This is a genomic window from Thioclava sp. (genome assembly GCF_048263065.1).
Taxonomy (GTDB): Bacteria; Pseudomonadota; Alphaproteobacteria; order Rhodobacterales; family Rhodobacteraceae; genus Thioclava.
Genome location: NZ_JBLXEM010000024.1, coordinates 1 through 14,258, shown reverse-complemented (window position 1 = coordinate 14,258; position 14,258 = coordinate 1). Strand labels below are relative to the sequence as shown.

Annotated in this window: 13 protein-coding genes; 7 read left to right on the top strand and 6 right to left on the bottom strand. The window is 58.0% G+C overall.

All coding sequences use genetic code 11. The annotated features are described in order from the left end of the window. Nucleotides 1–426 precede the first annotated feature (426 nt). A complete protein-coding gene (locus tag ACN0SD_RS17175; RefSeq protein WP_417809444.1) occupies nucleotides 427–1,536 on the top strand; it encodes an NAD(P)/FAD-dependent oxidoreductase in 1,110 nt (369 codons plus the stop codon). A 131-nt stretch (nucleotides 1,537–1,667) separates the two neighbouring features. Here ACN0SD_RS17175 and ACN0SD_RS17170 read toward each other — a convergent pair whose 3' ends face one another. Beyond that, complete coding sequence (locus tag ACN0SD_RS17170; RefSeq protein WP_417809443.1) at nucleotides 1,668–2,645, bottom strand: malate dehydrogenase; 978 nt, start codon at nucleotides 2,643–2,645, stop codon at nucleotides 1,668–1,670. A gap of 231 nt (nucleotides 2,646–2,876) precedes the next feature. Here ACN0SD_RS17170 and ACN0SD_RS17165 point away from each other — a divergent pair, with 231 nt between their 5' ends. Both ACN0SD_RS17165 and ACN0SD_RS17160 read left to right on the top strand, forming a co-directional pair. Next, entirely contained in the window at nucleotides 2,877–4,514 is a 1,638-nt protein-coding gene (locus ACN0SD_RS17165) for an MFS transporter (RefSeq protein WP_417809442.1), read from the top strand. A gap of 101 nt (nucleotides 4,515–4,615) precedes the next feature. Continuing rightward, nucleotides 4,616–5,494 (top strand): NAD(P)-dependent oxidoreductase, encoded by an 879-nt coding sequence (locus ACN0SD_RS17160; RefSeq protein ID WP_417809441.1) that lies wholly within the window; start codon nucleotides 4,616–4,618, stop codon nucleotides 5,492–5,494. A 75-nt stretch (nucleotides 5,495–5,569) separates the two neighbouring features. On the opposite strand, the gene ACN0SD_RS17155 is transcribed toward ACN0SD_RS17160, so the two are convergent. The 4 genes from ACN0SD_RS17155 to ACN0SD_RS17140 form a co-directional block, all read right to left on the bottom strand. Then, complete coding sequence (locus ACN0SD_RS17155; RefSeq protein ID WP_417809440.1) at nucleotides 5,570–5,992, bottom strand: GlcG/HbpS family heme-binding protein; 423 nt, start codon at nucleotides 5,990–5,992, stop codon at nucleotides 5,570–5,572. Between the two features lie 57 nt (nucleotides 5,993–6,049). Continuing rightward, complete coding sequence (locus ACN0SD_RS17150; RefSeq protein ID WP_417809439.1) at nucleotides 6,050–7,552, bottom strand: tripartite tricarboxylate transporter permease; 1,503 nt, start codon at nucleotides 7,550–7,552, stop codon at nucleotides 6,050–6,052. An 18-nt stretch (nucleotides 7,553–7,570) separates the two neighbouring features. Next, nucleotides 7,571–8,044 (bottom strand): tripartite tricarboxylate transporter TctB family protein, encoded by a 474-nt coding sequence (locus ACN0SD_RS17145; protein ID WP_417809438.1) that lies wholly within the window; start codon nucleotides 8,042–8,044, stop codon nucleotides 7,571–7,573. Nucleotides 8,045–8,201: 157 nt separating this feature from the next. Then, on the bottom strand, nucleotides 8,202–9,119 hold the full coding sequence (locus ACN0SD_RS17140) for a tripartite tricarboxylate transporter substrate binding protein (RefSeq protein ID WP_417809437.1): 918 nt from the start codon (nucleotides 9,117–9,119) through the stop codon (nucleotides 8,202–8,204). 536 nt (nucleotides 9,120–9,655) lie between these two features. On the opposite strand from ACN0SD_RS17140, the gene ACN0SD_RS17135 reads away from it, so the two are divergent. The 4 genes from ACN0SD_RS17135 (at nucleotide 9,656) to kduD (ending at nucleotide 13,324) form a co-directional block, all read left to right on the top strand. Further along, nucleotides 9,656–10,657, top strand: coding sequence for a TRAP transporter substrate-binding protein (locus tag ACN0SD_RS17135; protein ID WP_417809436.1), 1,002 nt, complete (start codon nucleotides 9,656–9,658; stop codon nucleotides 10,655–10,657). Nucleotides 10,658–10,753: 96 nt separating this feature from the next. Then, complete coding sequence (locus ACN0SD_RS17130) at nucleotides 10,754–11,245, top strand: TRAP transporter small permease (RefSeq protein ID WP_417809435.1); 492 nt, start codon at nucleotides 10,754–10,756, stop codon at nucleotides 11,243–11,245. After that, nucleotides 11,242–12,552: a TRAP transporter large permease gene (locus tag ACN0SD_RS17125; RefSeq protein WP_417809434.1), complete on the top strand. Its 1,311-nt coding sequence runs from the start codon at nucleotides 11,242–11,244 to the stop codon at nucleotides 12,550–12,552. The genes ACN0SD_RS17130 and ACN0SD_RS17125 overlap by 4 nt, the downstream gene beginning before the upstream one ends. A 43-nt stretch (nucleotides 12,553–12,595) precedes the next feature. Beyond that, nucleotides 12,596–13,324, top strand: coding sequence for a 2-dehydro-3-deoxy-D-gluconate 5-dehydrogenase KduD (kduD, locus tag ACN0SD_RS17120; RefSeq protein WP_417809433.1), 729 nt, complete (start codon nucleotides 12,596–12,598; stop codon nucleotides 13,322–13,324). 4 nt (nucleotides 13,325–13,328) lie between these two features. On the opposite strand, the gene ACN0SD_RS17115 is transcribed toward kduD, so the two are convergent. After that, nucleotides 13,329–14,012, bottom strand: coding sequence for a GntR family transcriptional regulator (locus ACN0SD_RS17115; protein ID WP_417809432.1), 684 nt, complete (start codon nucleotides 14,010–14,012; stop codon nucleotides 13,329–13,331). Nucleotides 14,013–14,258 lie beyond the last annotated feature (246 nt).

Below are 14,258 nucleotides of genomic sequence, written 5' to 3'. Positions count from 1 at the left end.
TGCGCCGGTTGTTCCGAATTTGGTGTCAGCATTTGGATGTATGCCGCAGAAGGGCGCCTCGTTTGGATTTTCATTCTTTTGCGACTGGGCGCAGTTCTGTTGCATTGGTGGTACCGCTGCCCCCCCAAAAGCGAGGCGCGTGCTGTTAAAGGCCGCGAGAGGGCGCAGCTTCAGCCGTGCTGCGTCATTCGTCCCGATATCGCAGAGGCATGATTCGCCGCGATATCTGGGCAGCGGTTTGGCTTGGTTGACCTTCCCGAAACTTCGAATGTCTTAGTGCATCTGTACTTGTGAATTGAACACCCGAGGACGCATAGTTTGGCGCGACACAGATGAGACAAGCCGCGGTGCCACAAACCTGCCCCTAAGGCGCAATCGCAAAAGCAGCGTTAGAACGGTCGGCTGAGATACGAGAGAAAAGACGCAATGGAACGCTTTGACGTGGATATCGTCGTCGTTGGCGCTGGCGTGATCGGTCTTGCGGTGGCGCGGGCCTTGGCAATGGCGGGGCGCGAGGTGTTGATCCTTGAGAAAAACGCGCATTTTGGTGAAGAAACCAGCGCGCGCAATTCCGAGGTCATCCATGCGGGCATTTATTATGCGCCAAGCTCGCTGAAGGCGCGGCACTGCGTGCGTGGGCGCGAGATGCTTTATCGCTATTGTGCGCAACGGGGCGTGCCTTTTCGCAAATGTGGCAAGCTGATTGTCGCCGCGTCAGACGCCGATTGCACTGCCTTATACGGGATTAAACGCAAGGCCGAAGCGAATGGCGTGGCAGATCTTCAGATGCTGAGCGCGGATGAGGTGCGCCGGCTTGAGCCAGAGCTTGCACTCAAGGCGGCCCTGGTCTCGCCCTCGACCGGGATCGTGGACAGTCACGCCTATATGCTTGCACTTTTGGGCGAGGCCGAGGCCCATGGCGCACAACTTGCGACCCGCGCGCGGGTTAGGGGCGGGCAGGTGACGGGCTCGGGCGCGATGGATCTTGATATCGGCGGTGATGATCCAATGCAGATCCGGGCGCGTTCGGTGATCAATTGCGCAGGGCTTTGGGCGGCGGATCTTGCCGCGCGCATCGAGGGACTGCCTAAGCCGCCCGAGATGCGGTTTGTCAAAGGGACTTACTTTGCCTATGGGCGCAAGTCACCGTTTTCGCGGCTGATCTATCCCGCGCCGCGCGATGGGGGGCTTGGCATTCATCTGACGCTTGATATGAGCGGGCGCGCGAAATTTGGCCCCGATACCGAGTGGTTGGATTGCCGCGATCCGGACGCGATTTCGTACAGCGTAAATCCTGAATTGCGAGACAGATTTGCCGCCGCGATCCAAACCTATTGGCCATCGCTGAGCGGCGATGACTTGCAGCCTGATTATTGCGGCATTCGCCCTAAGATTGCCGGTGAGGCCTATCCTGATTTTCGAATTGACGGCCCCAATGATTTGCCCGGCGCCCATTTTATGCTGTATGGCATTGAATCTCCGGGGCTGACGGCATCGCTGTCCATCGCCGCAGATATCGCCGCACTTTTGCGATAGCTTTGAACCTTGCAACTAGGCCAAGAGCGCTCTCTCTGACCCAAATGTGTCGCTTACGTCCCGCATCGCTGCTCCATAAAGTCGGCCCGGCATTTTCACACCGGGCCGTGTTCGTAAGAAAGAAACTCAGATCAGCGACCGAGCGCTGCGTCCAGCTCGTCCTTCAATTCCGCGCAGGTGAGGTCGATCATCTTGCGCGCGAAGTCGTCAATTTCGATTCCCTCGACACGGGTGTAGACGCCGCCTTCGCAGGTCACCGGCACACCGCAGATCAAGCCCTCGGGAATGCCATAGCTGCCATCAGAGGGCACGCCCATCGACACCCATTTGCTATCAGTGCCGTTGATCCAGTCATGCATGTGATCAATCGCTGCATTGGCCGCTGAGGCTGCCGACGAGGCGCCGCGGGCCTCGATGATCGCCGAGCCGCGCTTGGCGACGGTCGGAATCAGGGTCTCGCGATACCACGCTTCATCGCCGATGATCGTAGAGATTGCCTTGTCATTGACTTCTGCGTTGCTCCAGTCGGGGAACATGCTGGGCGAGTGATTGCCCCAAACAGCCGCCTTTTCGATATCGCGCACGGCAACGCCTGCTTTGGCAGCCAGTTGCGACAAAAAGCGATTGTGGTCGAGCCGCAGCATCGCAGTGATATTGGCGGCGGGGAAGTCGGGCGCGAAGGCCGCAAGGATCGCGGCGTTGGTATTGGCCGGGTTGCCAACGACAATCACCTTAGCGTCGCGCGAAGCGGCCTCGTTCAGCGCCTTGCCCTGAACCTTGAAGATCTCGGCGTTGACCGCCAGCAGATCGGCGCGTTCCATCCCTTTGCTACGCGGACGCGAACCAACAAGGAAAACCGCATCCGCATCGCGGAAGGCCGCGACCGGATCATCCGTCGCCACGATCCCTTCGACAAGCGGGAAGGCGCAATCTTCCAGTTCCATCAGCACACCGCGCAGCGCTTCCATCGCTTGGGGGATGTCGAGAAGTTGTAAAATCACGGGCTGGTCGGGCCCATAAACATCGCCTTTGGCGATCCTGAAAAGCAGGGAGTAGCAAATCTGTCCAGCCGCGCCTGTAATGGCGATGCGTTTTGCGGGAAGTGTCATCTGGGCCTCCTGGGTTCGTTTGCGGTCATAAGGCAATTAGCGCGTTGATGGGCTGGCGTCCAATTCAACATTTCGATCCGTGTAAACGTGATAGCCGATTATATAAATGTGATGGCCAGAAAGTCGCGTGTTCCGCGCGCGCGTTGGTGCCTTTCCCTTGCCTCCCGACGCAAAGGGGTGCCCTATTCGACAACGTCGCTTTTCGATTCATCTTACAGTCGGATGGTCCCGGTGCCGCAACGTTCCGTCTTGTCACCCTTTCAAAATGCCACTTTCCGCGCGCTCTGGTCAGCGACGCTGTTTTCCAATCTGGGAACACTCGTGCAGGCAGTGGGCGCGGGTTGGTTGATGGCAACCCTGACGCCCTCGCAAAATATGGTTGCGCTCGTGCAGTCCTCGAACACTTTGCCTGTCGTCGTGCTGTCGCTTTTGGCCGGGGCGCTGGCTGATAATTTCAACCGCCGCCGGATCATGATTTTTGCTCAGGTTTTTGTTGTGCTGGTGTCGGTGGCGTTGGCGCTATGCACTTGGGCAGGGCTGCTAACACCATGGCTGTTGTTGATGTTCACGTTTCTGATTGGCTGCGGTGGGGCGCTGTTCAACCCGTCTTGGCAGGCCTCGATGGGCGATATCGTCGAGCGGGATGATCTCTCTGCCGCAGTCAGTCTCAATAGCATGAGCTTTAACATGATGCGCAGTCTTGGGCCTGCGATCGGGGGGATCATCGTCGCGGCGGCGGGGGCGGCGGCGGCCTTTGCGATTAATGCGATCAGCTATTTGCCGTTGATAGCGATCTTGTTTTTCTGGCGGCCCAACTACCCCGCCAACCCGTTGCCACGCGAGCCGCTACGACTCGCGGTGGGGGCGGGGCTACGCTATGTCATTTTGTCCCCGGTGCTGCTGCGGGTGATGGGGCGGGGCGCGATTTTTGGGTTCGCGGCAATCTCGGTGTTGGCGCTGCTGCCTTTGGTCGTGCGCGACTTGTTGGATGGCACTGCGCTGGAATACGGGATCGCGCTTGGGGCGTTCGGGTTGGGCGCGATCGGAGGGGTCGCATTGAATGCGCCGCTGCGCGAGCGCTTTTCCAACGAGATCGTCGTGCGACTATCCTTTGTCGGGTTCGCGGTCGCGGTGGCGGCGCTGGCGTTTTCCAGCTCCCTTGTTTTCAGTTGCTTTGCGCTGATCGTGGCCGGGCCGTTTTGGGTGCTGGCGTTGTCGCTGTTTAACGTCACGGTGCAACTGGCGACACCGCGTTGGGTCGTCGGACGGGCGCTGTCGCTGTATCAGACTGCGACTTTCGGCGGTATGGCAAGCGGGGCTTGGCTGTGGGGTTCGCTGGCCTCCTATCAGGGGGTCAGCTTTGCCTTACTTACGGCGGCGGTCGTTTTGATCGTCGGGGCGGGGTTGGGTACGTGGTTGCGGCTGGCAGAGTTTTCGACCGTCGATCTCGATCCGCTCGGACAATTCAGCGCGCCTGAACCGCAGCTTGATATTCGCGCACGTTCCGGGCCAATCCTCGTGCTGATAGAGTATGAAATCAGTGTCGAAGATACCGCCCACTTCATGGCGTTGATGCGCGCGCGGCGCCGTATCCGCATACGCGATGGTGCGCGGCAATGGGCGCTGCTGCGCGACCTCGAAAACCCGCGTTGCTGGATGGAAAGCTATCATGTTCCGACGTGGATCGAATATCTGCGCCACAATGCGCGGCGCACCAAAAACGACGCGCTTAACTTCGAGGAACTGTTGACGCTGCACCAAGGGCCCGAGTTGCGCCCCCGTGTTCGCCGTCTGATCGAACGCCAGACCGTGCCGCTGCAAGACGATATGCCACCCCGCCCACCGACACCCGAGCTACCGGGCGTTTAAGGGGGGAAAGTCAGGGTGAGATTGCATTCCAGCTCTGGATAGTCTTTCAAATTTGGTGTAAGCATACTAGGATACCACACCGCATTTCGGAGGAGACAGATATGAGCAAACCCGTGATTGGATTCATTGGACTCGGCCTCATGGGCAGCAATATGGCTGAATGCCTGCAAAAGAATGGCTTCGAGTTGATCGTGATGGATCTCAATAAGGATGCCGTTGCAGCCGTGGTTGCCCGCGGCGCCACCGAGGCAAAATCGGCTGCCGAACTTGCTGCGGCCAGCGATATCGTGATGCTCTGCCTGACCACCTCTGATGTCGTCGAAAAGCTGGTCTATGCGCAGGACGGCATCTTGGCGGGCATCAAGCAAGGCGCCGTTTTGATCGATTACGGAACCTCGATTCCGGCCTCGACGCGCAAGATCGGGGCTGACCTTGCCAAGAAGGGCGCGGGCATGATCGACGCCCCGCTTGGCCGCACTCCGGCGCATGCCAAGGACGGCTTGCTTAACATCATGGCTGCGGGGGATCGCGCGACCTTTGACAAGGTCAAACCGGTTCTTGATGTCCAAGGCGAGAATATCTTTTATCTTGGCGCACTTGGGGCGGGTCACACGACCAAGCTGATCAACAACTTCATGGGGATGACCACCGTCAGCGCGATGAGCCAAGCCTTCGCTGTGGCCGACCGCGCTGGCGTTGATCGCCAGCAGCTATACGACATCATGTCGACGGGCCCGTCGAATTCGCCCTTCATGGGGTTTTGCAAGAATTACGCGGTTGATGGCGTAAGCGATCTGGGCTTCTCCATCGCCAATGCCAACAAGGATCTGGGCTATTTCCTCAAGATGGTTGAGGATCTGGGGACACGCTCCGAGATTGCCGAGGGCACGTCGCACAACCTTCAGGCCGCCTTTGATGCTGGCATGGGCAATGGGAATGTGCCGGAAATCTTCGACTACTTCCTTAATCTAGAAAAGTAACACGACGGACGCGATAAAACAGCCGCGCGCCCCCGTTGCGGGGATGCGCGGCTGGACTCTGCCGCCCTCCAAGGATCAGTCGGTTTGCAAAAGCGCTTTGATTCCGGCCTCTGCGACCTCCAGATCTTGCGCCGGTGATCCCGAACTGACGCCGATGCCGCCAACAATCACACCATCGACAAGAACCGGAAGACCGCCCGCGATCACCACCATCCGCCCGCAGACGGCTGACGAGATACCGTAGGCTGGCTTGCCCGGTTGACTGGCTTCGCCGACCTCATGCGTGGGCTTTCGCGTTCCCGATGCGGTGTAGCTTTTGTCAATCGCGATCGTGACGCTGGGGATCTTGCCGCCATCCATCCGTTCAAACGCAAGCAGGTTGCAGCTTTCGTCTGTCACAGCGATGCACATAGGCACGCCGATTTCCAACGCCTTTGCCTTTGCCCCGGCAATCAAAACCTGCGCATCGGCCAGATCCAGCCGTTTGAGAGTCAACATGATGCACTTCCTTTTCGGTTTCGGTGGCCCTTGGGGCGACTTAACCCGCCGCCAAGGCTACGCCCCGGCATTGGATCGCCGCATGAGGCGGCGCACGATTATCGTGAGCAGAGGCAACGTCCAGATCAGAACAGTGACAGCGCCCAGCGTGCCCGAGACCGGCCGGTCGAAGAATCCAATGATGCTGCCATCGGATTTGATCATTGTTGCCATGAAATTGTCTTCCAGCATTGGGCCGATAACGATGCCAAGGATCGTTGGCGCAATCGGAAAGCCGTTCTCCTCCATCAGGAAACCGATGATCCCAAGCACCAGCATGACGGTGATGCCAAAGACGCTGTTGGTGATCGCAAACGAGCCGACCATGCAGAACAGCAAGATGACCGGCATCAGCAGTTTGGCGGGTGTCTTTACGACGAACCTAGCGCCACGGATTGCGAAATAGCCCAGCACCAGCAGCAGCAGGTTGGCCACGAAGAAGGTCATGAAAATCGCGTAGGTCAGATCGGCCTGTTGGACAAAAACCATCGGGCCGGGGGTGATGCCTTTCATGAAAAGCACACCAATAGCGATGGCCGTGATCGAGTCACCCGGGATGCCAAAGACCAGCGCCGGAATCCAGACGCCGCTGAGAGAGGCGTTATTGGCAGCCCCAGCGGCGGCGAGCCCTTCGGGGTGCCCAGTGCCGAATTTTTCGGGCGTGCGTGAGAACTTTTTGGCCATGGCATAGGCGACCCACGCAGCGATATCAGACCCCGCACCGGGCAAAATCCCGATGATCGTGCCGATCAGGCTGCCAGATGCCAGATTGCCCTTGTTCTCGCGCACCATCTTCCACTGACCGCCATAGACGGTAGAATTGGATTTCGGCACGGACGAGGTTTCATGCGATGCGGCCATTGCGAAGCGCAGTATCTCAGTCATCGCGAACATCCCGATCATCGCGGGAATGAAGCTGACGCCGCCCATAAGTTCGACCGATCCGTAGGTGAAACGCGGATAGCCGCCGGTTACGTCGATGCCGATGGTCGAGATGAACAGGCCGATCAACAGCGCAATCAGCCCTTTGACCGGCGAGCCGCGCGAAATGATCACAGAACAACTCAGGCCAAGGACGGCGAGCCAAAAATATTCCACCGTGCTGAACTGAAACGCGAATTCTGCAAGGTAGGGCGCGCAGGTGGTCAGAATGATCGCCCCCACGATCCCGCCAAAGACCGAACTGACAAGACCGATGCCAAGCGCGCGCTCGGCCTGACCGCGCAGGGTCATCTGATAGGCGTCGTCCACATAGGCCGCTGAGGCAGGTGTACCGGGGATGCGCAGCATTGCACCGGGAATGTCACCAGCAAAGATCGCCATGGCCACAGCGCTGACAATGGCCGCAATGGCGGGCAGCGGGTCCATAAAAAAGGTAAGCGGCACCAGCAAGGCCGTGGCCATGGTCGCCGAAAGGCCCGGGATCGCCCCGATAAACAGGCCGAACACCGATGCGGCAAGGATGACACCCAGCACCGCAGGATCTGCGACCATCATGATAGCGTTAAAGATATGGTCCATGGGGTTCCCCTTGCCAGCCTACCAGGCGATGGATTGCAGAACGCCCCATGGCAGGGGCACGAGAAAGACTTTACTGAAGAGGGTGTGGATCGCCAGTGATGCCGTGACCGATACTAGGACGGCCGTCAGCACCTCCACCCGCAGCGATAACAGAAACGCCAGAAGCACGGTGATGCTGAGCACCGGAAACCCGATCACGTCAAGGAACGGAATAAAGCTTGCCGTTCCCAGCAAAACAATGGCGACGCGCAGAATACGGCGGCGGTCGGTTATCCAAGCACCCGCCTCGATAAGCTTCGGGCGTGGTGTTCCCAAAAGATCCTTCGTGATAAGGATAATCGCGCAAATAATAAGACCTACGGCCACAATCGTGGGCAGCAAGCCAGAGCCGACAGATTGTCCGGGGATCATTGGGAAGGTGCTGGCTTGAAGCAAAACGGCTGTCGCGAACAACAGCAGGAAGCAGCCCATCAAACGGTCACTGATTTTCATGTGCTCTCCAGTGAGATAACTGAAATTTTGCCAGCGATCTGCCCTGTGCTTGGGCCGGGTCCGGCAGTGCCCCCCGACCGGGAAGGAGAACCTGTAGGTCGGGGGAGAGTTTACGCACTGGCCCAAGGGCCCACCGAAGGCCAGTGCGTCAGGTTGGTTATTTTGCAAGACCGGCGGCGGTCATAACCTTACCGTTAGCGGCATCTGCTTCTGCCATGAATGTGCCAAAGGCCGGGCCATCCATCCAGACCTTGCCAAAGCCGCGCTCTGCCATGAAGGCGGTGAACTCGTCAGAGTTATAGGCAGTCTCCATCGCCGATGAGAGCTTGGCAACCGCTTCGTCGGACAAGCCAACGGGGCCAGCCACGCCGCGCCATGATGCGACCATCAGGTCAACACCGGTCTCGGATTTCACGGTCGGCAAATCGGGCAGACCGGGTAGAGGTTCTTCGCTCATTACGGCCAGCGGTTTCACCTTGCCCGCTGCAATCAGAGAGGCCGCTTCGGGATAGGAGCACGAGACGATATCGACGCCACCCGAAACCAAATCCTGCAGTCCCGCGGCAGAGCCTTTGGATGGCACCCATGGCACCGCATCCGCACCCAAGCCGTCCTCGACCAGTAGACCAGCCATGGCGAGGTGCCAGATCCCGCCTTGACCGGTACCAGACGACTTCATTTTGCCCGGTTCGGCTTTGGCGGCCTCAAGAAAGGCAGTGAGGGTGTCGAATTCGGAATCCGTCCGTACGTGGAATGCGGCCGGATCGGCATTGAACAGCCCGATCGGGGTGTAGCTTTTGTCATCCAATTGCGTCAGGCCCGCGTGATGCATCATGGTGATTTCGACGGTCACGGTGCCGATGGTGTAGCCGTCGGGCTTTGCCATGGCGATGGCTGAGTGGCCGACAACGCCAGACCCGCCGTCACGGTTCACGACGTTCACCGGAACACCAAGCTCCTTTTCCATCAACCCGGCCAGCATGCGGCTTGTGGCATCGGTGCCGCCCCCCGCGCCCCAAGGCACGATCCAGGTAATTGGCCGTTCGGGGTATTCCGCCCGAGCGGTATCGGTCATGAACCCAGTACCCACTGCAAAAGCTGTGATACCGAGACCGAGTGTCAAAAGATTGCGAAGCATAAGCATCCTCCCATAGACGCGTTTGGCGTGGACCGATCAGCGCGCATACCGATCGTGTCTTTCATGAAGCGACAAGGCGCTTCGAAACTCCTTCCTTGACGGATTCCTACCTCCCTAAGTGTCAAATCCGATGCCAAGGCCCTTGTTGCGTGGGATTGTAGTATCCCAGCAAGTTAGAGTTTGATGGATTTATTTAGGTGAGTCGAGAAAAATGTCGCCTCATTCGGTAACAATGTTTGTGAGGTACGAGCGCCTTTCGACCTGTCGTTTTAGCGAAGCGTTTGTTCTTCGAGCCGCCCTCTCCCGAAAAAACTAGCATACTAGAATAGGTCATGCTATTTCTTGCTCAGGGAGAGACTGCCGTTTCGACATGATAGCAGGTGAATCACAGTATTGATGCGCCTTTTATTGCAACGCATTGCATCTTTGCGAGTCGTTGGTCGTGCGCCCTGTAAACGTTCGAGGAGGAACACATGACGCGACTCATTTCTGTTAAAACCATCTTGCGGGGCGCCACTTTGGCCGCTGCATTTGCCGCAACACTCACGTCTGCGGCAGCGCAAGAAGTCACATTGCGCGGTGCCAGCATGTTCGACGAAAACCATGCCTTTACCAAAACGATGGAGCGCTTTGCCGAGCTGGTTCAGGAAAAATATGACGGCGACGTTAATTTCGATTTGCGCCTAAATGGCGAGCTGGGGGTCGAGGCTGACTATGTCACCTTCCTTCAGCAGGGCGTCGCTATTGATTATACGATCATGGCGCCTTCCAACATGGCGACATTCGCGCCCTCGATCCCGCTGATGGACATGCCGTTCCTGTTTCGCGACCAAGCCCACTGGGAGGCAGTTCTGTCCAGTGATGTGCTCAAGCCGCTTGAACAGGAACTCGCAGACAAGGCCGACATCATGGTCATCGGCTATACGGGTGGGGGCGTTCGTAACGTTCTGGCAAACCACCCGATTAAAAATCTGAACGAACTGGCCGGGTTTAAAATGCGCGTCATGGGCGCACCGATCCAGGCGCAGATCTTCTCGGCGCTGACAGCCGCCCCGTCCGCGATTTCCTATAACGAGGTCTATAACGCGATCCAGACCGGTGTGATTTCGGGCTTTGAGAACGAAGCGGCCAGCATCCAGAACCTCAAGTTCTACGAGGTTGCACCCTATCTTACTTTGACGCGTCACGCGATCACGGTGCGCCCGATCGTAATGAGCGGCAAAACCTTTCGTAACTTGCCCGAACCCCTGCAAGCCGCCGTCCTTGAGGCTGGTAAAGAAGCAGGCGCATTTGGACGTGAGCTGGAATCGCGCGAAGACGGCGAAAAGCTGCAACAGATGGTTGATGCCAAGCAGTTGACGGTTCTGGAGTTCGAGGACCGCGACAAGCTGCTTGAGATGGTTGTGCCAGTGCAAGATGCCTATGCAGAAAGCCTAGGTGCGAGCGATCTTCTGACCGCGATCCGCGGTATGTAACAGCAAGCGGTGACCAGATTGCGCATTCCGGGCACGGCTCGTTCGGAATGCGCTTTGCGGTCTCTGGCGACGGACACACAGGTGGGGGAAGTTCACTTGAGGCGGATACTTGAAGGGTTTTGCCAAGGGCTACGGGTCTTATTGGCTGTGCTGATGGGGGCACTCGCAATCCCGGTCGCGATGCAGGTGATTGCGCGCTATACCGGACTGATCCCGGTCTATCTGTGGACCGAAGAACTCGCCACGTTCATCTTTGTCTGGATGGTCATGATCGGGTCGATGATCGCGGTCTGGGAGGGCACCCATTTCGATGTTCGGGTGACGCGCGACACCACCCGTCCGCTGGGGATATTTCTGCAAAAAGGCATTGTCCTTCTGCTGATCGGTGCCTTTGCCTTGGTCTTCGCTTGGTATGGAATTGAATATGCCAAGTTTGGGGCCTTGCAGCAGACCGTGATGATGCAGGCCAATAAGCTGATCACCTTTATTTCCGTCCCGATTTCGGGCGCGGTTTGGACGGTCTTTGCATTTTATCGACTGGCCGAGGCCTTCGTCGAGTACCGCAATTCCGAGAAAGCAATGTCATGATTATTTCAACGGGTGTTGCCTGCATTATCATGGTGGGCGGGTTTCTTTTGCTGGTGCTGATCAGGGTTCCCGTGGCATTCGCCTTGGGCATCGCGACAGTGCCGGTCGTGCTGATGGATATGCGGCTGACGCCCTTCATCGTGCTCGACCGCATGTTTCAGTCGTATAATTCGTTCATCCTGCTGGCGGTGCCGTTTTTCCTGCTCGCGGCCAACTTGATGAATTCTGGCAAGATCACCGACAGGTTGATTGATCTCTCGCGAGTTTTGACCGGCTGGATGCCGGGCGGGCTTGGTCATGTGAACGTCGCAGTGTCGATGCTGTTTGCGGGGATTTCGGGGTCTTCGACGGCGGATGCGGCGGGCTGCGGCAAGATCTTGATCCCGGCGATGGTCAAGGAAGGCTACGACAGACGCTTTGCCATTGCGATCACGGCCTGTTCGTCGGTGATGGGCGTGATCATTCCGCCAAGCATCCTGATGGTGGTCTGGGGAGGCGTGATGCAGGTGTCGGTTGGCGCATTGTTTTTGGCCGGGGCCATTCCCGGCCTTCTGATTGGCTTTGCCCTGATGGCGACCGTTTACGGCTATGCCAAGGTCTATGACTACCCAATCGCGCTGCGTCCGACCTTGTGTGACCTATGGCGTGCGTTTAAGGGCGCGTTTCTTGCCATGCTGACCCCGGTTCTCGTCATTGGCGGCATTGTCGGCGGTATCGTGACGCCGACCGAAAGCGCCATCATCGCCGCTGGCTATGCGCTGATCTTGGGGATGTTCGTTTACCGAACCGTTACTTGGCGAGATCTGGGCGGTATCTTTTATGAGACCGGGCGGTTCGCGTCGATCTCGCTGTTTGCCATCGGCACGGCTTCGGGCTTTGGCTGGACACTGGCGTTTTTCAACGTGCCTCGACTGATTGTGACATTCATGACCAGCATGGAGTTTGGCTATTTCGGCACCGCTTTGGTGATCGCCGCTCTGTTCTTGTTCTTTGGGCTCTTCATCGATGCGATCCCGACCATTATCATCCTTGGCACTGTGCTTATGCCTGTGGCGGCAGCGGCAGATATCCAGCCCGTCGTGTTTGCGATTATCGGCATCGTGTCGCTGGCCTTTGGGCTTGTGACGCCACCCTATGGGCTTTGTTTGCTGATATCGGCGGCGATTGGGGGGATGAACGTGGTGCAAGTGATGCGCGATGTGGTCATCATTCTCATTCCGATGCTGATCATCCTGTTTCTGGTCATCCTGTTCCCGGAAATCGCGCTGTGGTTGCCCGCAACCCTGATGCCGAGCGCGTTCCCTTGAGGCTTTTCCTGCTCGCTTCAGTGGATGGCAAAGGAGGTCTGCGATGAGCCCGTTTTCACTGGCAGGAAAGACGGCGCTGGTTACGGGGGCCAATACCGGGATCGGGCAGGCGATTGCGGTGGCAATGGGCCAAGCGGGGGCCCATGTGATCTGCGCTGGGCGGTCATCTTGCGCCGATACCGTTGGCAGGATTAAGAGTGCCGAGGGGCTGCCCCTTGATTTCACCGATCCAATGGCGGCGCGTGACTCATTCGCAAAGCGCCCCATCGATATCCTCGTCAACAACGCCGGGATCATCCGGCGCGCCGACAGTCTCGATTTCAGCGAAGCCGATTGGGACGACGTCATGGATGTCAATCTCAAGGCGGTGTTCTTCACCTGTCAGGCGTTTGCCCGCGCCGCTCTTGCCCGAAACGCCGCCGGTCGCATCGTCAATATTGCGTCGCTGCTGTCGTTTCAGGGGGGTATCAGGGTCGCGTCCTATACCGCCTCCAAGCATGGGGTGGCAGGGTTGACCAAGCTGCTCGCCAACGAATGGGCGGCCAAGGGAATTAACGTTAACGCCATCGCGCCGGGATATATCGCGACCAACAACACCGAGGCGTTGCGCGCCGATCCAAATCGCAACAAAGCAATCCTAGAGCGGATCCCGGCCGCGCGCTGGGGCACGCCCGATGACATCGCGCAGACTGCGGTGTTTTTGGCGGCACCAGCGTCGGCCTACATTCATGGAACGATCATGACGGTCGATGGCGGCTGGTTGGCGCGGTAGGTGCCTAGGCCTCGAAATACTCGCCATGGGTCTTGCGAATGCTGACGATGGTTGGATCAAGCCGCGCCAGATGCAATCGGGCGATCTCAACCGCGCCCTCGGCATCGCCAGCCGCGATGCGCTCTGCGATCCGGGTGTGATCGTCATATAACACACCGATCCGATCTTCTTGTGTCAGGCCCAGAACGCAGAGCCGATCGACCAACGCCTTCTTCTCGGCAATCACCTTGAATGCGTGTGCAACACCTGCGATTTTGCACAGGATGCGGTGAAATTCGTAATCGAGTTTATGAAACGCATCGCCGTCCTTAGTTTCCAGCGTCGCTTTTTGCTGATCAAGATTGTCCTGAAGCAGGCTCATATTAGAGCCGTCCCACGTTTGCGTCGCAAGCCGGATAACTTCGACCTCGACAGCGGCGCGAATGAAACGCGCAGCCTGAATCGCCTCATAGGAAAACCGCCGCACTTCCGTCGCGCGCTGTGGACGTACCAAAAGAAGATCAAGGTTTGTCAGTCGGTTAAAGGCATCGCGGACAGGTTGGCGCGACACATTCAACTTGTTGGCAATCTCGACTTCGGAAATCTTGGCGCCGGGCAACATGCGCAAGGCGACGATCTCATCATACAAATAATCAAAGACCTCGTCGGCGCTTGTGCGCCGCTCGCGCGGAATTGGCATTTGTCGCATGTTTCTCTCCTTGGATCCCAGTGCGCTTACCCCATTCGCTTTCGGGTTTCCAGTTTTCACTGGCCCATAGCAGAGGCTATTTTCAACGTGTTTAAGGGCGGTTACCGTAAAACCGCGCCCCCGCTGAGTGCCCCAAGTTTCCTTTCGCCTGCGCAGGGCCCCTGGGGTGTGAATCGTCCCGGTTTCACCGGAGACCTTTAGCTTCATTTCACGCGACCATATCGAGCACGTCGCGCTGTGCATAGA